Annotated in this window: 18 protein-coding genes; 9 read left to right on the top strand and 9 right to left on the bottom strand. The window is 62.4% G+C overall.

Going from position 1 to position 18,369, the window contains the following annotated elements:
- Positions 1–302 precede the first annotated feature (302 nt).
- The 6 genes from PO860_RS19360 (at position 303) to PO860_RS19335 (ending at position 5,699) form a co-directional block, all read left to right on the top strand.
- The gene (locus tag PO860_RS19360) at positions 303–527 is read left to right on the top strand and encodes a hypothetical protein (protein ID WP_183608571.1); all 225 of its coding nucleotides are present in this window, start codon (positions 303–305) and stop codon (positions 525–527) included.
- Between the two features lie 112 nt (positions 528–639).
- Entirely contained in the window at positions 640–1,545 is a 906-nt protein-coding gene (gene dapF / locus PO860_RS19355) for a diaminopimelate epimerase (protein WP_183608572.1), read from the top strand.
- Complete coding sequence (mtaB, locus tag PO860_RS19350) at positions 1,542–2,816, top strand: tRNA (N(6)-L-threonylcarbamoyladenosine(37)-C(2))-methylthiotransferase MtaB (RefSeq protein WP_273884453.1); 1,275 nt, start codon at positions 1,542–1,544, stop codon at positions 2,814–2,816. Before dapF ends, mtaB begins: the two co-directional genes overlap by 4 nt.
- A gap of 16 nt (positions 2,817–2,832) precedes the next feature.
- Positions 2,833–4,392, top strand: a complete 1,560-nt coding sequence (gene ftsY, locus PO860_RS19345; protein WP_273884454.1) for a signal recognition particle-docking protein FtsY — start codon at positions 2,833–2,835, stop codon at positions 4,390–4,392.
- 78 nt (positions 4,393–4,470) lie between these two features.
- On the top strand, positions 4,471–5,115 hold the full coding sequence (locus PO860_RS19340; RefSeq protein ID WP_273884455.1) for a septation protein A: 645 nt from the start codon (positions 4,471–4,473) through the stop codon (positions 5,113–5,115).
- Complete coding sequence (locus PO860_RS19335; protein WP_273884456.1) at positions 5,112–5,699, top strand: DUF2585 domain-containing protein; 588 nt, start codon at positions 5,112–5,114, stop codon at positions 5,697–5,699. The genes PO860_RS19340 and PO860_RS19335 overlap by 4 nt, the downstream gene beginning before the upstream one ends.
- 28 nt (positions 5,700–5,727) lie before the next feature.
- Here the strand turns inward: PO860_RS19335 and PO860_RS19330 are convergent, their stop codons facing one another.
- The 5 genes from PO860_RS19330 to ccmA all read right to left on the bottom strand — a co-directional run bounded on the left by PO860_RS19330 (position 5,728) and on the right by ccmA (position 8,854).
- Positions 5,728–6,336: a DsbE family thiol:disulfide interchange protein gene (locus tag PO860_RS19330; protein WP_273884457.1), complete on the bottom strand. Its 609-nt coding sequence runs from the start codon at positions 6,334–6,336 to the stop codon at positions 5,728–5,730.
- Positions 6,333–6,500: a heme exporter protein CcmD gene (gene ccmD / locus PO860_RS19325; RefSeq protein ID WP_183608578.1), complete on the bottom strand. Its 168-nt coding sequence runs from the start codon at positions 6,498–6,500 to the stop codon at positions 6,333–6,335. Before ccmD ends, PO860_RS19330 begins: the two co-directional genes overlap by 4 nt.
- The gene (locus tag PO860_RS19320) at positions 6,497–7,264 is read right to left on the bottom strand and encodes a heme ABC transporter permease (RefSeq protein ID WP_273884458.1); all 768 of its coding nucleotides are present in this window, start codon (positions 7,262–7,264) and stop codon (positions 6,497–6,499) included. Before PO860_RS19320 ends, ccmD begins: the two co-directional genes overlap by 4 nt.
- A 47-nt stretch (positions 7,265–7,311) precedes the next feature.
- On the bottom strand, positions 7,312–7,971 hold the full coding sequence (gene ccmB / locus PO860_RS19315) for a heme exporter protein CcmB (RefSeq protein WP_275037942.1): 660 nt from the start codon (positions 7,969–7,971) through the stop codon (positions 7,312–7,314).
- 241 nt (positions 7,972–8,212) lie between these two features.
- The gene (gene ccmA / locus PO860_RS19310) at positions 8,213–8,854 is read right to left on the bottom strand and encodes a heme ABC exporter ATP-binding protein CcmA (RefSeq protein ID WP_273884459.1); all 642 of its coding nucleotides are present in this window, start codon (positions 8,852–8,854) and stop codon (positions 8,213–8,215) included.
- 262 nt (positions 8,855–9,116) lie between these two features.
- Here ccmA and acnA point away from each other — a divergent pair, with 262 nt between their 5' ends.
- The 3 genes from acnA (at position 9,117) to PO860_RS19295 (ending at position 13,468) form a co-directional block, all read left to right on the top strand.
- Positions 9,117–11,807: an aconitate hydratase AcnA gene (acnA, locus tag PO860_RS19305; protein ID WP_273884460.1), complete on the top strand. Its 2,691-nt coding sequence runs from the start codon at positions 9,117–9,119 to the stop codon at positions 11,805–11,807.
- Between the two features lie 233 nt (positions 11,808–12,040).
- Positions 12,041–12,781, top strand: a complete 741-nt coding sequence (locus PO860_RS19300) for a DUF1223 domain-containing protein (protein WP_273884461.1) — start codon at positions 12,041–12,043, stop codon at positions 12,779–12,781.
- Between the two features lie 285 nt (positions 12,782–13,066).
- Positions 13,067–13,468 carry a DUF2794 domain-containing protein gene (locus PO860_RS19295; protein WP_097617951.1) on the top strand — a complete coding sequence of 134 codons (402 nt, stop codon included), beginning with the start codon at positions 13,067–13,069 and terminating at the stop codon, positions 13,466–13,468.
- 6 nt (positions 13,469–13,474) lie between these two features.
- On the opposite strand, the gene PO860_RS19290 is transcribed toward PO860_RS19295, so the two are convergent.
- The 4 genes from PO860_RS19290 to PO860_RS19275 all read right to left on the bottom strand — a co-directional run bounded on the left by PO860_RS19290 (position 13,475) and on the right by PO860_RS19275 (position 18,298).
- Complete coding sequence (locus tag PO860_RS19290; RefSeq protein ID WP_273884462.1) at positions 13,475–14,032, bottom strand: GNAT family N-acetyltransferase; 558 nt, start codon at positions 14,030–14,032, stop codon at positions 13,475–13,477.
- A gap of 109 nt (positions 14,033–14,141) precedes the next feature.
- Positions 14,142–14,870, bottom strand: a complete 729-nt coding sequence (locus PO860_RS19285) for a Bax inhibitor-1/YccA family protein (protein WP_097617953.1) — start codon at positions 14,868–14,870, stop codon at positions 14,142–14,144.
- Positions 14,871–15,050: 180 nt separating this feature from the next.
- A complete protein-coding gene (locus PO860_RS19280; RefSeq protein WP_273884463.1) occupies positions 15,051–17,594 on the bottom strand; it encodes an ABC transporter permease in 2,544 nt (847 codons plus the stop codon).
- A complete protein-coding gene (locus PO860_RS19275) occupies positions 17,591–18,298 on the bottom strand; it encodes an ABC transporter ATP-binding protein (RefSeq protein ID WP_183608585.1) in 708 nt (235 codons plus the stop codon). Before PO860_RS19275 ends, PO860_RS19280 begins: the two co-directional genes overlap by 4 nt.
- Positions 18,299–18,369 lie beyond the last annotated feature (71 nt).

The raw sequence follows: 18,369 nt of genomic DNA, 5'->3' as shown, positions 1-18,369 counted from the left end.
GCGCATCGCGCTGTCGGGTGTTGACCTCCGGGATATCAGGGTCCCGGTCGGCGGCTCGGAGTCATCAGGCTCGTCGCGGATTGGGCGCGATAAACAGGAAAGCAGTGGGAAAGTCAAGGCGAATGCTCGGAAGGACCGCGTGGCGGGCTTGTCGGAAGCGCTGCGACCTGGCGCGAGCGATTAAAATTCCGGCCGACAGTCCAAATTCGCGATATAGGCCAGTTGCAAAATATTCCACTTATGATTCTACTTTCTACTTAAGTGCATCCTGTAAAATGATTCGTAAATATCCTTGATGCCGAATGATTCGGCGGAGATATCGAATGATAAATCCTGATATTGAGAGCTGGGCGCTGGCACGGGCTCACCATATTGTCCTGAATGAAGGCCTGAACCTTGCTAAGGCGGCACAGGACCTGGACCGCAAACGGTCCCGCTCGCTGGTCTACGAGCTGAGAAAAGTCATCACCGCCGCTATCGTCGAAGCACATGCGGCGTCTTTCGATTCCGACGGTGCGCGGCGTTAAAGGCTGAACTGCCTCGAAAGGGCAGCCGGCGGCAAACCTGCCCGGCACTCACCCACTGGTAATTCCTTCGCATTTCCGCCATATACAGCGGAAAGACGGACGGAATGATATCATGAGCGCAACGGTCGAATTCGCGAGGATGAACGGGCTTGGCAACAAGATCCTGGTCGTCGACATGCGCGGGCGGCCGGATAAGGTGACGCCGGCGGCGGCGGTCGCACTCAATGCCGATCCGCAGACCGAGTTCGATCAGATCATGGCGATCCATGATCCGAAGGCCGACGGCACCGATGCCTTCATCGATATCCTGAATTCCGACGGCTCGAAGGCGCAGGCCTGCGGCAATGGCACGCGATGCGTCGTGCAGGCGCTTGCCGCCGAGACCGGCCGAAAGGCCTTCACCTTCCAGACGGTTGCGGGCATCCTCAATGCGGTCGAGCATGAAGACGGGACGATTTCCGTCGATATGGGCCGGCCGGTCTTTAATTGGGACAGGATCCCGCTGGCGGAAGAATTCCACGATACCAGCCGCATCGAACTGCAGATCGGCCCGATCGACAATCCGGTGCTGCATTCGCCGTCGGCGATGTCGATGGGCAATCCGCATGCGATCTTCTGGGTCGACAGAGACGTGATGTCCTATGATCTCGCCCGTTTCGGACCGCTGCTCGAAAACCATCCGATGTTTCCCGAGCGCGCCAATATCACGCTGGCGCAAGTGACCTCACCGACATCCCTGACGACGCGCACCTGGGAGCGCGGTGCGGGATTGACGCTTGCCTGCGGCTCGGCCGCCTGTTCTGCCGCCGTCAGCGCTGCGCGCACCGGCCGTACCGGCCGCACTGTGACGATCAATGTGGCGAGCGCCAAGCCGCCGGCCACGCTTTCCATCGAATGGCGCGAGCGCGACGACCATGTCATCATGACCGGCCCGGCCGAATGGGAATGGTCGGGCAGGCTCGATCCGTCGACGGGTCTCTGGTCGCGCGAGGATACCCGAGAGGCGGAGGCGCAGTGAGCGGCGTCGAGGTCATTACCTTCGGCTGCCGCCTCAACACATATGAATCCGAAGTGATGAAGGCGCAGGCTGAAAAGGCCGGGCTCAACAATGCCATCCTGGTCAACACCTGTGCGGTGACCGGCGAGGCCGTGCGCCAGGCCCGCCAGGCGATCCGCCGGGCGCGGCGCGACAATCCGCATGCCCGCATCATCGTCACCGGCTGTGCCGCGCAGACGGAAAAACAGACCTTTGCCGAAATGGCGGAGGTCGATGCCGTGCTCGGCAATGAGGAGAAGCTGACCAGCGCCTCCTATCGCAGCCTGCCGGATTTCGGCGTTTCGGCCGAAGAGAAGCTCCGCGTCAACGACATCATGAGCGTCAAGGCGACGGCGCCGCAGATGGTCAGGCATATCGACGGCCATGTGCGCGCCTTCATCCAGGTGCAGAACGGCTGCGACCATCGCTGCACCTTCTGTATCATCCCCTATGGCCGCGGCAATTCCCGCTCGGTGCCGATGGGGGCGGTCGTCGACCAGGCCCGCAAGCTCGTCGACAGCGGTTACCGCGAGATCGTGCTGACCGGCGTCGACGCCACCAGCTATGGCGGCGATCTGCCCGGCGCCCCGACGCTCGGGCTTTTGGCGAAGACGCTGCTGAAGCAGCTCCCCGATGTCCGCCGCCTCAGGCTTTCCTCGATCGACAGTATCGAGGCCGATGCCCATCTGATGGATCTGATTGCCGACGAGCCGCGCTTCATGCCGCATCTGCATCTCTCGCTGCAGCACGGCGACGACATGATCCTGAAGCGCATGAAGCGCCGGCATTTGCGCGCCGATGCGCTGCGTTTCATCGAGGAGGCACGCCGCCTTCGCCCCGAGACGAGCTTCGGCGCCGATATGATCGCCGGCTTTCCCACCGAAACCGAAGAGATGTTCGACAATGCCGTGCGGCTGGCCGAAGAGGCTGATATCGCCCACCTGCATGTTTTCCCCTACAGCCCGCGTCCCGGCACGCCGGCCGCCCGCATGCCGCAGCTCGACCAGTCGCTGGTCAAGGATCGCGCCGCCAGGCTGCGCGCCACTGGACATAGGCTGCATCAATCCCATCTCGACGGCATGATCGGAACCCGGCAATGGCTGCTTGTTGAAAACAACGGCCTGGCGCATACGGAAAACTTCACGCTGGTTGCCGCGCCCGGCCTTCGTCCCGGCGAACTTGTGCCGGTCACGATCACCGGCCACAATGGCAAGCATCTCGACATGCAATTGACGGCCGCTGCCGCGGCCTGACTTTCACGGAATCCCCATGGCGCTCAGTTTCATCAAAAAGGTCTTCACCTTCGGCAAGCCGGCTGAAGAGCCAGTGCCTGCAGCCGTGGAAAAGGAGCTGGAGCCACATTCGCGCGACGAAGATCTGCCGATTGCTGACGATCCGGTGCTGACCGAGGAAATGGATACGGCCGGCGGGCCGGCTGCCGATATTGACGAGGCCGGGATCGAGGCGCCGGTTGCTGAAGATGATGTCGAAGCCGCAATTCTGCCCGCCGCCGACCGGTTGAGCGACATGGGCGTCGTGCCGCTTTCATTGCTGGAAGCCGAGGCGGAGGCCGCGCAAGATACCCCCTCTACCCCGCCGGGCATCCCCTCCACAGGTGGGGGGACTGAGCAGTCGGACGCCGTTCGCCAGACAATAGAAGCTGAGAGTGAGCCCGCATCTTCGGACGATTCGGTCAATGCGGCTGATAACATCGCCACGAGTCTCCCCCCACCTGTGGAGGGGATGCCCGGCGGGGTAGGGGGGGAGGCCGCGGATCGCGACATTTCAGCCGAAACGCCCCTGCCGTCACCGGAATTGGTCGAATCGGCGCAGTCTGACCCCATCCTCCCAAAAGGCTTCGCCACCGGCCCAAAGATCGCCGAACCCGAGCCCGTTGTCCTCCAGCCGAGGCTCAGCTGGTTCCAGCGGCTGCGCAACGGGCTTGCGCGCACCTCCTCGCAACTGACCGGCCAGATCGCCGCGCTCTTCACCAAGCGCAAGCTCGATGACGAGACGCTGCAGGATCTCGAAGACCTGCTGATCCAGGCCGATCTCGGCGTCGAGACCGCGCTGCGCGTCACCGACACACTCGCGTCCGAGCGCTATGGCAAGGACGTCACCGGCGAGGATGTCAGCCGGATCATGGCGTCCGAAATCGCCAAGGTCCTGAAGCCGGTCGCCAAGCCGCTGCAGCTCGACCTCTCGCACAAGCCGCATGTCATCCTCGTCGTCGGCGTCAACGGCACCGGCAAGACGACGACGATCGGCAAGCTGGCGGCGAAGCTCTCCGGCGCCGGGCTGAAGGTGATGCTGGCCGCCGGCGACACCTTCCGTGCGGCAGCGATCGAGCAGCTGAAGATCTGGGCCGAGCGGACCAATTCCGAATTCATCGGCACCAAGCTCGGCGCCGATGCCGCGGGCCTTGCCTATGATGCCTTCGAACAGGCGAAGGCAAAAAAATGCGACGTGCTGATCGTCGATACCGCCGGCCGGCTGCAGAACAAGGCCGAGCTGATGGCCGAACTCGAGAAGATCGTGCGCGTGCTCGGCAAACTCGATCCCGATGCGCCGCATACCGTGCTGCAGACGCTCGATGCCACGACGGGGCAGAATGCGCTCAGCCAGGTCGAGATCTTCCGCAACGTTGCCGGCGTCAACGGGCTGATCATGACAAAGCTTGACGGCACGGCGCGCGGCGGCATCCTCGTCGCCATTTCCGCCAAGCACAAGCTGCCGGTCTATTTCATCGGTGTCGGCGAAGGTGTCGACGATCTCGAGCCGTTCGAGGCCGAGGATTTCGCGCATGCCATTGCCGGACTTGGGCAATGATGCCACAGATATGCCGCCGAAAGCCTGCAAGGCACGGCCGGCCCGCAGGTTTCCAGGAAGAACAGGTTTGAAGAAGGCATGAGCACCGAAAGCGATATCACCCCGACCGCGGCTGACCGGCATCACCCGCTGCTGAAACTGGCGCTGGAACTCGGGCCGCTGCTGATCTTCTTCTTCGCCAATCTGCGCGGCCAGTGGCTGGTGGAGAAGTTTCCGGCGCTTTCCGAACTGGGTGGACCGCTGTTCGTGGCGACCGGGCTCTTCATGGCGGCGACGATCATCTCGCTGATCGTTTCGAAGATCGTGCTCGGCCATCTGCCGATCATGCCCTTTGTCTCCGGCATCGTCGTCGTCATCTTCGGCTCGCTGTCGATCTGGCTGCAGAACGAGACCTTCATCAAAATGAAGCCGACCATCGTCAACGCGCTCTTCGGGGTGGCGCTGCTCGGCGGGCTTGCCTTCGGCCGCTCGCTGCTCGGCTATGTCTTCAATGCCGCCTTCCAGCTCGACGCCGAGGGCTGGCGCAAGCTCACCATCCGCTGGGGCATCTTTTTCCTCTTCCTCGCCGTGCTGAACGAAGTCGTCTGGCGCAATTTTTCCGACGGCACCTGGGTCGCCTTCAAGGTCTGGGGCACGATGCCGATCACCATCATCTTCACGCTGGCGCAGATGCCGCTGGTGCTCAAGCATAGCATCAACCTGGAAACGGACGTCGAGAAGTGAGTGCGGCAGACGTTGAACATCGTGTGAGACACCAGACCTACTGGTTCGTCGCCTGCCTTGCGGTGCTGATCGCCCAGATCGTCGCCGAATATATGATGGGCCGCGTGCCGATCTGCGCCTGCGGTTATGTCAAACTCTGGGAGGGCGGGGTCAATACCAGCGGCAATTCGCAGCACCTGTCGGACTGGTACACGCCGTCGCACATCATCCACGGCTTCCTGTTCTACGGGCTCGGCCATCTCGTCCTGCGCCGCAAGCCGCTGGCGGCACGACTGCTGTTGGCGCTGTTCATCGAATCCGGCTGGGAGCTGCTCGAGAATTCACCTCTCATCATCGACCGTTACCGCACGGCGACGATCGCCCTCGACTATTACGGCGACAGCATCCTGAATTCAGCGATGGATACCGTCTTCATGTGCGTCGGCTTCTTCTTCGCATCGCGCGCGCCGGTGGCACTGACGGTGGCGATCGCCATCTTCTTCGAAATTTTCACCGGCTATGTGATCCGCGATAATCTGACGCTCAATGTGGTGATGCTGATCTGGCCGGTGGAGGCGATCAAGGTCTGGCAAAGCGGGCTTTAATGCTTCTTTGTCCCGGAAAGACCCCTCGCTAGGAAACCGGCTTGCCCAATGCCTTTTCCATCGCCGGAAACAGCCCTTCCTTCAGGCTGACATCGTCGAACGGGCCGACGCGCTTGTAGAGAATCGTGCCGTCGGGGGCGACCAGGTAGCTTTCCGGAATGCCGTAGACGCCCCAGTCGATCGCCGCCTTGCCGTTCGGATCGATGCCGATCGCTTGGTAGGGATTGCCGAGCTCACCGAGGAAACGCAGGGCGTTGTCGCTTTGGTCCTTGTAGTTGATGGCGACGATGTTCAGCCGTCCGTCTTTTGCCAGTTCTTTCAAAACAGGATGTTCGTCGCGGCAGGGAATGCACCAGGAGGCGAAGACATTGACGAGGGTGAGCTTGCCCCTGATCGCTGCATCGGTCAGCGCCGGCAGGTTGGCGCCGTCGAGCGGCGGAAGCTTCAGCGCCGGCGCCTTGGTGCCGATCAGGGCGGAAGGGATTTCGGTGATGTTCTTGCCGTGGAAATCCTGGTCGTAGAGCATCTTCGCGGCAGTTGCCGCAATGCCGCCGAAGACGATCAGCGGCAGAAGCGCCAGCACGAAGCTGCCGCGCCCGCGCTGCTTGGCGGGCGGGATTTCCGGCGTCTCGCTCATTGCCCGTCCCCAGTGCGTGCCGAGCGGCGGCGAATGCCCGCGGCTTCGAGGCTCGCGAGTTCCCGGCGGCGCGCCCGCCCGTCGGCCCAGGTCCAGAGCGTGACGGCGACCGTTACGAGGGCTGCGAAGCCGTAGGAGGCGTAGACGTAGAAGGCGTGCGTCAAGTCTGTTCCTCGCGGCTGGCCATGCGGGCGGCGATGCGGCGCTGGGCGGCGATGCGGCGGCGCCAGATCTCGTTCCTCATCGCCATGATATGCAGGGTGAAGAAGAGCAGGGTGAAGGCGATCGCCATGACGAAGAGCGGCCGCAGGAATTCCGGATCGATCGCCGGACCGTCGAGACGCAGCACGCTTGCCGACTGATGCAGCGTGTTCCACCATTCCACGGAGAATTTGATGATCGGGATGTTGACGAAGCCGACGAGGATCAGCACGGCGCTGACGCGTGCGGCCTTCGACGGATCGTCGATGGCGCGGCTGAGCGCAATCAGCCCGAGATACATCAGAAAGAGAATGAAGACGGAGGTCAGCCGCGCATCCCAGACCCACCAGGTGCCCCACATCGGCTTGCCCCAGAGCGAGCCGGTAACGAGGGCAAGCAGGGTGAAGGCGGCGCCGAGCGGGGCTGCTGCCTTGGCCGAGACATCGGCCAGCGGATGGCGCCAGACGAGCGTGCCGATCGCCGATATGCTCATGATCGTGTAGCACATCATCGAAAGCCAGGCCGAGGGCACATGGATATACATGATGCGCACGGTCTCGCCCTGCTGATAATCGCCCTCGGTGGCGAAGCTCAGATAGAGGCCGACGATAAAACAGAGGGCGGTGATGCCGGCCAGCCAGGGAATGGCGCGCGCCGCCAGCGCCAGAAACCGCGTCGGGTTGGCGAGATCGCTGAATTTGCTGATGGCAAGGCTCGTTTCGTTCATAACCGTTCCTTACCTTGATCCGGCTTTTCCCGCAATCGAATGGCTGGTCAATCCGCCGTGTTTCGCAGCGCCAGGGCAGCGGCGGCCGGACCGATAACGCCAAAGAAGAGTGTCAGCGCGATCAGGATCAGAAAAGGTGGGAGGAAGGGGGCCGGATCTTCGACCGCAGCATAGGTGGCGCTGACGCCGAAGATCAGCACCGGGATGGTCAAGGGCAGCACGAGGATCGAGACCAGCAGGCCGCCACGAGGCAGCGCCACGGCGACGGCGGCGCCGACGGCGCCGATGAAGGTGATGGCCGGCGATCCCACAAGCAGCGTCAACATGGTCGCACCGATCGCCGTCTCGTCCATATTCATAAAGAGGCCGAGCAGCGGCGAGGCGATGACCAGCGGCAGGCTGGTGGCCGTCCAGTGGGCGAGGCATTTGACCAGCACGGTAAGGACGAGCGGCGTTTCCTGCATCAGCATCAGGTCGAGCGATCCGTCGTCGCGCTCGGCCTGGAACAGGCGGTCGAGGCCGAGAAGGGCGGCAAGCAATGCGCCGATCCAGACGATGGCGGGGCCGATGCGCGACAGCAGCTTGAGATCGGGACCGACGCCGAAGGGAATGACGGCGACGATGGTCAGGAAGAACAGCACACCGATCAGCGCGCCGCCGCCGGCGCGAATCGAGAGCTTGAGGTCGCGGAGGAAGAGGGCGGTCATGCGGAGTGCTCTGAAGAGGTGTGTTGAAAAGACCCCTCCCCAACCCCTCCCCACAAGGGGGAGGGGCTAAGTTGCGGTGCGCGGCAGTGGCCAAAAGCAAAGATCTGGCAGGCTGTTACCGTCCCGCTGACTGCAACGATGAGGTTTGCATCGGACGGCGCGGCAAAGTAGCCCCTCCCCCTTATGGGGAGGGGTTGGGGAGGGGTCTTGCCCTCAAACTCTGACAAATACCCACAGACCATCATCCCCATACCCCATGATCCACGCCGGCAAAGCCCGTCATCTTCATTTGCTGCACATTCTCCAGCCCCAACGGCTGATGTGTTGCCGCCAGCACGATGCCGCCTTCTGCCAGATGCGCTGTGATCAATTCGGCCAGCAGCCGGTCGGCGCTGGCATCGAGTGCGGCTGTGGGTTCGTCGAGGATCCAGACGGGGCGGTGGGCGACGAGCAGTTTGGCGAAGGCTATCCGGCGCTGCTGGCCGGCGGAGAGATAACCGAAGGGAAGGTGGGTGATTCCTGAGAGGCCGACGGCCTCAGCGGCTTCTTCAAGCGGGAGGCCGGCAGTGGGGTGGCCGAGAAAGGCTCGCCAGAATTCCAGATTCTCTGCAACTGTAAGTTCATTCTTCATCGCATTTCGATGGCCAAGGTAGTGGCTGGCTTCGCCCGGATGCCGGTCTTTCCAGCCCTCTCCGTCGCGGAAGATGACGGTGCCTTTTTCCGGCTTGAGAAGGCCGGCGACGACACGCAGCAAAGTGGACTTTCCCGATCCATTTCTGCCCGTCAGCACAAGCGCCTCGCCGGCTGCCAAGTGAAAGGAAATGTTAACGAAAATCAGATCCTCACCGCGCCTTGCGGCCAGATTTTCGGCGGTGAGATGCATACGTCGGGTCTTTCCTGGTTTCGGCTTCCGGAGGGGTCAAAAAATGTCCGATTTTGACTGCGTTCGGGTATGGCAAGTTTTTAGGAAATTATCTATAAGACCTGCAACCACGCCAGCGGTCGGCGTGAATTTCATCCTTGCGCCGAACTTGGAGCGTCTGTTCCACGTGCGGACAGCGGAAATGGCCGTACCCGCATCCTGATGTGCATTAAGTGCATAGGCGTTCGCACGACTGTGTTGGCTATCAGAAACGGGGTCTCTCGTGTCTAAATCTCTTGACAGTTTCAATTGTCGTTCCACGCTTTCCGTGAACGGGAAAGACTATGTCTATTATAGCCTGCCCAAGGCTGAGGCAAACGGTCTGCCCGGCGTCTCGAAGCTTCCCTATTCGATGAAGGTGCTGCTCGAAAACCTGCTGCGCTTCGAAGACGGCCAGTCGGTCACCAAGGAGCACATCCTGGCCGTCGCCCAATGGCTTGATAATAAGGGCGCGGTCGAAAACGAAATCGCCTATCGGCCGGCGCGCGTGCTTATGCAGGACTTCACCGGCGTTCCCGCCGTCGTCGATCTTGCCGCGATGCGCGACGCGATGGTGTCGCTCGGCGGCGATCCCGAGAAGATCAACCCGCTCGTTCCCGTCGATCTCGTCATCGACCACTCCGTCATCGTCGACGAATTCGGCACGCCGCAGGCTTTCGCGAGGAATGTCGAGCTGGAATACCAGCGCAACGGCGAGCGCTATCGCTTCCTGAAGTGGGGCCAGCAGGCCTTCAAGAATTTCCGCGTCGTGCCTCCCGGCACCGGCATCTGTCACCAGGTCAATCTCGAATATCTCGGCCAGACCGTCTGGACCAAGGAAGAGGACGGCGAGACGATCGCCTATCCCGATACTTGCGTCGGCACCGACAGCCACACGACGATGATCAACGGTCTCGGCGTTCTCGGCTGGGGCGTGGGCGGGATCGAAGCGGAAGCCGCGATGCTCGGCCAGCCGGTCTCGATGCTGCTGCCCGAAGTCATCGGCTTCAAGCTGACCGGCAAGCTCAAGGAAGGCGTGACCGCCACCGACCTCGTCCTCACCGTCGTGCAGATGCTGCGCAAGAAGGGCGTCGTTTCGAAGTTCGTCGAATTCTTCGGCCCCGGCATGGACAATATGCCGCTCGCCGACCGCGCGACGATCGGCAATATGGGCCCGGAATACGGCGCGACCTGCGGCTTCTTCCCGGTCGACGGCGAAACCATCAACTACCTCAACATGTCCGGCCGCACCAAGGACCGTATCGCGCTCGTCGAAGCCTATTCGAAGGCACAGGGCATGTGGCGTGAGGGCGACGGCTCCGAGCTCGTCTTCACCGACACGCTGGAACTCGATCTCAGCGACGTCGTGCCGTCGATGGCCGGTCCGAAGCGTCCGGAAGGCCGCATCTCGCTCGAGAACATCGCGACCGGTTTTGCCGGCTCCATGGATGCCGACTACAAGAAGCCCGGCCAACTCAACAACCGCTATGCCGTCGAAGGCACGGACTTCGATCTCGGCCATGGCGACGTGGCGATCGCCGCCATCACGTCCTGCACCAACACGTCCAATCCGTCGGTGCTGATCGCTGCCGGCCTTCTCGCCCGCAACGCCGTTGCCAAGGGCCTGAAGACGAAGCCGTGGGTGAAGACCTCGCTGGCACCGGGAAGCCAAGTCGTCGGCGAATATCTCGCCAAGTCGGGCCTGCAGGCCGATCTCGACAAGCTTGGCTTCAACCTCGTCGGCTTCGGCTGCACCACCTGCATCGGCAATTCCGGCCCGCTGCCGGCGCCGATCTCGAAGACGATCAATGACAAAGGTCTCATCGTTTCCGGCGTTCTTTCCGGCAACCGTAACTTCGAAGGCCGTATCTCGCCCGACGTGCAGGCGAACTACCTCGCATCCCCGCCGCTTGTCGTCGCTTATGCGCTTGCCGGCACGGTGCAGAAGGATCTGACCAGGGAGCCGATCGGTGAGGACCAGAGCGGCAACCCGGTCTATCTCAAGGACATCTGGCCGACTTCGAAGGAAGTCCAGGAATTCATCCTGAAATACGTCACCCGCGAGCTCTACGAATCCAAGTACGCCGATGTCTTCAAGGGCGACGTCAACTGGCAGGCCGTCCAGGTTCCGCCGGGCCAGACCTATGCCTGGGACGACAATTCGACCTATGTTCAGAACCCGCCCTACTTCGTCGGCATGGGTAAGAAGGGCACTGGCGTTTCCGACATCAAGGGCGCCCGCGTTCTCGGCCTGTTCGGCGACAAGATCACCACCGACCATATTTCCCCGGCCGGTTCGATCAAGGCGGCATCGCCGGCAGGCGCCTACCTGCTCGGCCACGAGGTTGCCGTTGCCGACTTCAACCAGTACGGTACGCGTCGCGGCAACCATGAAGTGATGATGCGCGGCACCTTTGCCAATATCCGCATCCGCAACCACATGCTCGGCCCGAACGGCAAGGAAGGCGGCTACACCATCCACTACCCGTCGAAGGAAGAGACCTCGATCTACGACGCGGCGATGCAGTACAAGGCCGAGGGCGTGCCGCTGGTGATCTTCGCCGGTGTCGAATATGGCAACGGCTCTTCCCGCGACTGGGCTGCCAAGGGTACCAACCTGCTCGGCGTCAAGGCGGTGGTCGCCCAGTCCTTCGAGCGTATCCATCGCTCGAACCTGGTCGGCATGGGCATCATTCCCTTCGTCTTCGAAGAGGGCACGACCTGGCAGAGCCTCGGCCTCAAGGGCGACGAACTCGTCACCATCGAAGGTCTGGAAAAGATCAAGCCGCGCGAGAAGAAGATCGCCAAGATCACCTATGGCGACGGCACCGTGAAGGAAGTTCCGCTGCTGTCGCGCGTCGATACGCTCGACGAGGTGGTCTACCTCAACAATGGCGGCATCCTGCAGACGGTTCTGCGCGATCTCGCTGCCTGATTTTTAAGAGACTCGACTGATAATGGCCGCCGGAGAGCAGTTTCCGGCGGCTTTTCTTTGCGGCGACAGTAATTTGGCCAGCTCACGATGATTTGTTTTCCGCGGGTTCCGGCAGCGCTGCGTCTCACCCGTTCGTGACTTTTCGTTTGGACCCGGAAGGATTATTCGTACGTTCATATGTCAGAGCCTCCGGTTCCAACACGCCGTCGGCGCTGAAAAAGAGGTGCAGGTGAATGTCCCCCCGTTTTTTGATTCCGCTGATCGCCGGCGTTGTTCTCTCAGGCCCCTTGCAGGCCGAAGACGGCACGCCGAAAGGTGTCGTCGAACTGTTCACGGCGCAGGGCTGCTCTTCCTGTCCTCCGGCTGATGCCGCTTTCCGCAAGCTGGTGAACCAGGGCGATGTCATCGCGCTCGCCTATCATGTCGATTACTGGAACTATCTCGGCTGGGCCGATACGCTGAGCTCCAAGGAAAACACCGAGCGGCAATACGGCTATGCCAGAACGATGGGCCGCAGCAACGTCTACACGCCGCAGGCCATCGTCAACGGGCGCGGCCATCTGGCCGGCGCTGATCTCAACGGCATCAACGGCAAGATCGACACCTATAGCAGCGAAGGCAACGGGCTGACCGTCCCGATCAGCGCGGCGATGCGCGGCGACGAGCTGGAGATCAAGATCGGCGCGGGGCAGGGCAAAGCCAATGTCGTGATGGTCTATTTCGACAAGGAAAAGACGATCGACGTCGAAAAAGGCGAAAACAGCGGGAAGAAGATCTCCTATCTGCACAGCGTCACCAATGTCGAAACGGTCGGTATGTGGGACGGCAAGGCGACCAGTCTGACGCTGCCGGCGAGCGTCCTGCAGCGGCCGCAGCTCGAAGGCTGCGCGATCCTGCTACAATCGGCGACCGACAACGGCGATCCGGCTGCGATCCTTGGCGCGACCGTGGTGATGGCTGGAAAAAACATCTGAGATTTCATCCGGTTGCGGATGAAGTACCGGGCGGCCCGGCTGAGCGTATTCGGGGCTGGGGTTAAGGTCGATACGCTCCGCCGGGCCCTTTGGCGCGCTGGCGCCAAACCGGGGATTCATAATTCTCCTGCAAATGAGGCGCTGTTTTGACTGAAATGCGGCGCTGCAGAGAAAGCGTTAGCGCTATCAGGTGCGGCCGAATGTGACGGGCGGTACTCTTGCAATTTGCGGCGGGTCGGGCACACTGTCACTCTCCTGTCACAAGCGGAGGCCTTGGGAGACCTGATGACAGATCAGCCGGATTTGCGACACGGCGAAAGCCGTTCCGTCGACAATAGTTCCTCAGTCGTCGTCGATCTCAGGGAATACAAACAAAGCAAGGACCCGCTTCCGGTGACTTTTCATCGGCGCGAACTGGACGCGATCCTGTGGATCTACGGCCGCATGGTCGGCGACGGCGAATGGCGCGACTACGCCATCGATCACCTGAAGGACAAGGCGGTCTTCTCCGTCTTCAAGCGCTCCGGCGAAATGCCGCTCTTCCGCATCGAGAAAAATCCGAAGATGGCGGCCAAGCAGGGCGCCTATTCGGTGATCAATATCCATGGCACGATCCTGAAGCGCGGTCACGAGCTGAATCAGGTGCTGAAGGTGTTCGACAAGGCCCTGAAGCTCGTCGACAAGTAGGCCGTATCAGCCGGCAAACAGCGTGCCGGGATAGGTGGACGGATCCGGAGCGGTTGTCATGCCCTCGCCGAGGGCGCGCTGCATGAACATCGTATCCAGCCAACGGCCGTGCTTGTAGCCGGTGCCCCTCATCAGCCCAACCTCCACGAAGCCTGCCTTGAGATGAAGCGCGATCGAGGCAGGGCTGGCACCGCCGATGACGGCGGTCATTTGACGGAAACCGAGATCGGTGCAGCGGTTGATCAGCTCGGCTATCAACAGTTTGCCGATGCCGCGTCCGCGCGCCTCAGGGGCCAGATAGATCGAATCCTCGACCATCCAGCGATAGGCGGGGCGCGTGCGAAAGGCCGAGGCGTAGGCATAGCCGAGCAGACCTCCATCGGCATCGACGGCGGCGATATAAGGATAGCGCTGGCTGACGATCGCCGAAAAACGCTGCGTCATCTCGGCCTCGGAGGGCGGCACTATCTCATAGCTCGCCACGCCGTTCAGGACGGATTCGCGATAGATATCGGCAATGGCGGGAATGTCGGCTTGCGAGGCATCGCGCAGGAGGAAGGACATTTCGGCGGCTGGTCCATCGGAATGAGCGGGCTTACCTAAAACCACTGCTGCGAAACCGGCGCAACAAAAAAGGCGGCCGAAGCCGCCTTTTCGATCTCAGCGTGCCTGCTTATTTGCGATTGCCCATGAACTGCAGCAGGAACATGAAGAGGTTGATGAAGTCGAGATAGAGCGTCAGTGCGCCCATGATCGCCTTGCGGCCGGCGACAGCGACGTCATCGGCTTCCAGGTACAGTTCCTTGATCCGCTGTGTGTCGTAGGCGGTGAGGCCTGCGAAGATCAGAACGCCGAGAACCGAGATCGCGAACTGCACGGCCGACGAAGCCAGGAAGATGTTGACCAGCGATGCGATGATCAGGCCGAAGAGACCCATGATCAGGAACGAGCCCATCGCCGACAGGTCACGCTTCGTCGTGTAGCCGTAAAGCGACAGCGCGCCGAAGGAGGCGGCGGTGACGAAGAAGGTCTGCACGACGCTCTGGCCGGTGTAGATCAGGAAGATCGACGAGAGCGACAGGCCGACAAGCGCGGCATAGATCGCGAACGTCGTCTGGGCGGCGCTCACCGTCATGCTATGGATCCGGAAGCTCAGGAAGAACACCAGAGCCAGCGGCGCCAGAATGACCACCCACTTCAGCGGGCTCACATAGATCGCCTGGCCGAAAGCGGTCAGTTCGCCGTTGGCGAAAGCGAATTGGAACGACAGATATGCGGCCACACCGGTGATCGCCAGACCCAGCGCCATCAGGTTGTAGACCTTGAGCATATAAGCGCGCAGGCCTTGATCAATCATCTCGCCGGTCTGAGCGCGGCTTTGATAGTTACGAAGATCAGCCATAGTTTCCTCTTACAAGCTCCGATGGAGATACGGTGTCGGGGTTTTCGACCCGGGCGCCGCTGCGGAGCTCCAGCATGCCTGCGGATAATATGAGGCTTTCGCCCCTCGCAAACAAGAGCCTTGCGAGGGCTCGGCCGGTTAAATCGCCGTAAGGTGAAGGGTTTGGGTGCCGCTGCCGGCTCAAAGCTCGCGCAAGACAGGTGCCGCTTTCTGCCCGAGGATGCGCCAGGTGCCGATCAGGCCGATGCCGACGGTCAGGACGAGCGCGGTCACCAGCGTCAGCCCCGCGACGTCGGGCAGAAAGGCCGAGGGCAGGCGCATGATGCGGGCGACGATGAACCAGGCGGCGACGCCGCCGGCGATCAGCGCGAAGATTGCGGTTGCGAGCCCGAGGATCAGATATTCGTAGCTGAAGGCGCGGATCAGCATGGCGCGCGTGGCGCCGAGCGTCTTCAGCACCACCGCGTCATGGGTGCGCGCCCGGTTTCCGGCGGCAAGCGCGCCGGCAAGGACGAGGATCGAGGCGATGAGGGCGACGGAGGCTGCGGCGCGGATCGCGGTCGCCAGCTGCGCGACCAGCTGATTGACGATATCGATCGCATCCTTGACGCGCACACTGGTGATCGTCGGATAGGTGTTGGTGACGGATTTCAGGATCGCCGCATCTTCGGCCGGTGTCGAGGAGGGATCGGTCAGGGTCGCCAGCCAGGCATGCGGGGCGCCGCGGAAGGTGTTCGGCGAGAAGACCATGACGAAATTGATCGACAGCGATTCCCATTGGACGCGGCGCAGATTGGCGATCTTCGCGGTGATATTGCGGCCGAGCACGTTGACGGTCACCTTGTCGCCGATCTTGAGGCCGAGTTCATGGGCCTCTTCCGAGGAGAAGGAGACGAGCGGCTCGCCGCTGTAATCCTTGTCCCACCAGCTGCCTTCGGTGAGGGCGGCGTTTTCAGGCAGAGTGTTGGCATAGGTGATGCCGCGGTCGCCGTTCAGCACCCAGCGGCCGGCCGCCGGCACGTCCATCTTGGTGACGTCCTCGCCGTTGAAGGCGACGATCCGGCCGCGCAGCATCGGCACTTCGACGAGCTTTCCCTGCGGCGCCTGCGCCTGGACGAGATCGCGGAAGGCGTCGACCTCGGCGCTCTGGATATCGACGAAGAAGAAGTTCGGCGCACCCTCGTTCATGCGGCCGGTCAGCTGCTGGCGCAGGTTCCCGTCGATCAGGGTCAGCGTCACCAGCAACGCCAGGCCAAGGCCGAGCGAGAGCACGACCGAGGGCGTCAGTGCGCCGGGGCGGTGGATGTTGCCGATCGCAAGCCGCAGCGCCGGCGAATTGACGCGCGGGCTGCGGCGCGCAAGCCAGGCGATCGCTGCTGCGACGAGGCGCAGGACGACGAAGGCGAAGACGATCGCGCCGACGAAGACGACGGCGATGAAGCGGTCATAGGCGGTGAGGACGGCGAGGCCGGCGAGAGCGGCCATGAACAGCGCGGCAAGCAGGATATAGGGCCAGGACGGCAGGCGGCGGGCTTCGAAGCCCTGCTCGCGAAAGAGTGCGGTCGCCGGCACTTCGCGGGCATGGCCGAGCGGCAGGATGGCGAAGGCCAGCGTCGTCAGGATGCCGAAGAGCGTCGCAAGCAGCAGGGCGCCGGGATAAAGGGTCGGCGTGGTCGAGACCGGCAGGAATTGCGCCAGGAACTGCGCGGCGAAGATCGGCGACAGGGCGCCGATGATCAGACCGATCAGGATGCCGCCAAGCGCGATGATAGCGATCTGGAAGAGATAGATCAGCACGACGACCTGCGCCGGCGCGCCGAGACATTTGAAGGTGGCGATGGTGGTGCGTTTGGCATCGAGGAAGGCGCGCACGGCATTGGCGACGCCGACGCCGCCGACGATCAGCGCGGTGAGACCGACCAACGTCAGGAACTGCGAGAAACGGGTGATGTTTTCGGTGAGCGAGGGTGCGGCGCGGTCGCTGGTGCGGATCGCCCAGCCGGCGGAGGGGAATTCCTTGGCGGCACGCGCCTGGATGCCCGACATCGCGGCCTTGTTTTCCAGCCGGATCTTATAGGCATGCTCGACCAGGCTTCCCGTCTGGATCAGCCCGGAGGCTTCGAGCGCCCGGCGGCTGACGAGCAGGCGCGGCGCAAAGCCGAAACCTTCCGACAGCGCATCCGGCTCGGTTTTAACAGTGCCTGTTACGCTGAGCTTGACATTGCCGAGCAGCAATTCGTCGCCGACCGCAAGGCCGAGCCGATCGAGAAGCAGCGGCGCTGCGACCGCGCCATAGGTGCCGCCCTGGCCTGAAAGCAGGGCTGCGAGCGGATAGTTCGGCTCGGCGACGAACTTGCCGTAGAGCGGGTAGGCGTCGTCGACCGCCTTGACCTCGACCAGCGCCTGGTCGGAACCGTCAGGCTTGCGGGCCATCGAGCGCAGGCCCGTCGAGACCGACACCGTGCCCAGGCCTTCGAGGAAACCCAACTCCTCAGGCGTGGCTTCGCGGTTGTTGAGCTCGAAGCGGACGTCGCCCGCCAGCAGTTCCTGCCCCTGCGAGGCGATCGTGTCGGTGATCGACTGCGAAACGGAATTGACGGCGGCGATCGCGCCGGTGCCGAGGGCGATGCAGGCCAGGAAAATGTAGAAGCCGCGGATGCCGCCGCGCAGCTCGCGCAGCGCCAGGCGAAAAGCGAGCGACACGCGCGGTGTGATGATCCTCATGCGATCGCCGCCTCGCTGCGGCGGGCGGCGCTGTCGCCTTCGATCCTGCCGGAACGGACGCGGATCTGGCGCGAGCAGCGGTTGGCAAGCGAGACGTCGTGGGTGACGAGAAGCAGGGTCATGCCGCGTTCTGCCTGCTTGGCGAACAGAAGGTCGGCGATCTGGCGGCCGGTCTCGGTGTCGAGATTACCGGTGGGCTCGTCGGCGATCAGCAAAGCGGGCGAGGGGGCGAGCGCCCTGGCGATCGCCACGCGCTGCTGTTCGCCGCCGGAAAGCTGACCGGGATAATGGTTCAGCCGTTCACCGAGGCCGACCGAATTCAGCTCGCGATGGGCGATCTCGAAGGCGTTGCCGACATTGGCGAGTTCCAGCGGCACGGCGACGTTCTCCAGCGCTGTCATATTGGCGATCAGGTGGAAGGACTGGAAGACGATGCCGATGTTGCGGCCGCGGAAATCCGCCACCTGATCCTCGCTCAGCGCGTGGAGCGGCGTGTCGTTGATGTTGATTTCGCCGCTGTCGAGCTTCTCCAGACCGGCAAGCACCATCAGCAGGGTGGACTTGCCGGAACCGGACGGGCCGACGATGCCGACGGATTCGCCGGCCGCGACATCGAGATCGATGCCCTTCAGCACATGGACGGAGGCGGCCGCACTGCCAAGGGTGAGATCGGCACCCTTCAACTCGATGATGGTTTTTGCCAACAGAAATCGCCCTATATAATCCGTAATCGAATGGCCGCATAACAGCACTTCGCCAATCTAGGGAAGCCAGG

It is taken from the genome of Rhizobium binxianense (assembly GCF_028994275.1).
GTDB classification, from domain to species: Bacteria; Pseudomonadota; Alphaproteobacteria; order Rhizobiales; family Rhizobiaceae; genus Rhizobium; species Rhizobium binxianense.
This window is presented reverse-complemented; position numbering and strand designations above follow the sequence as displayed.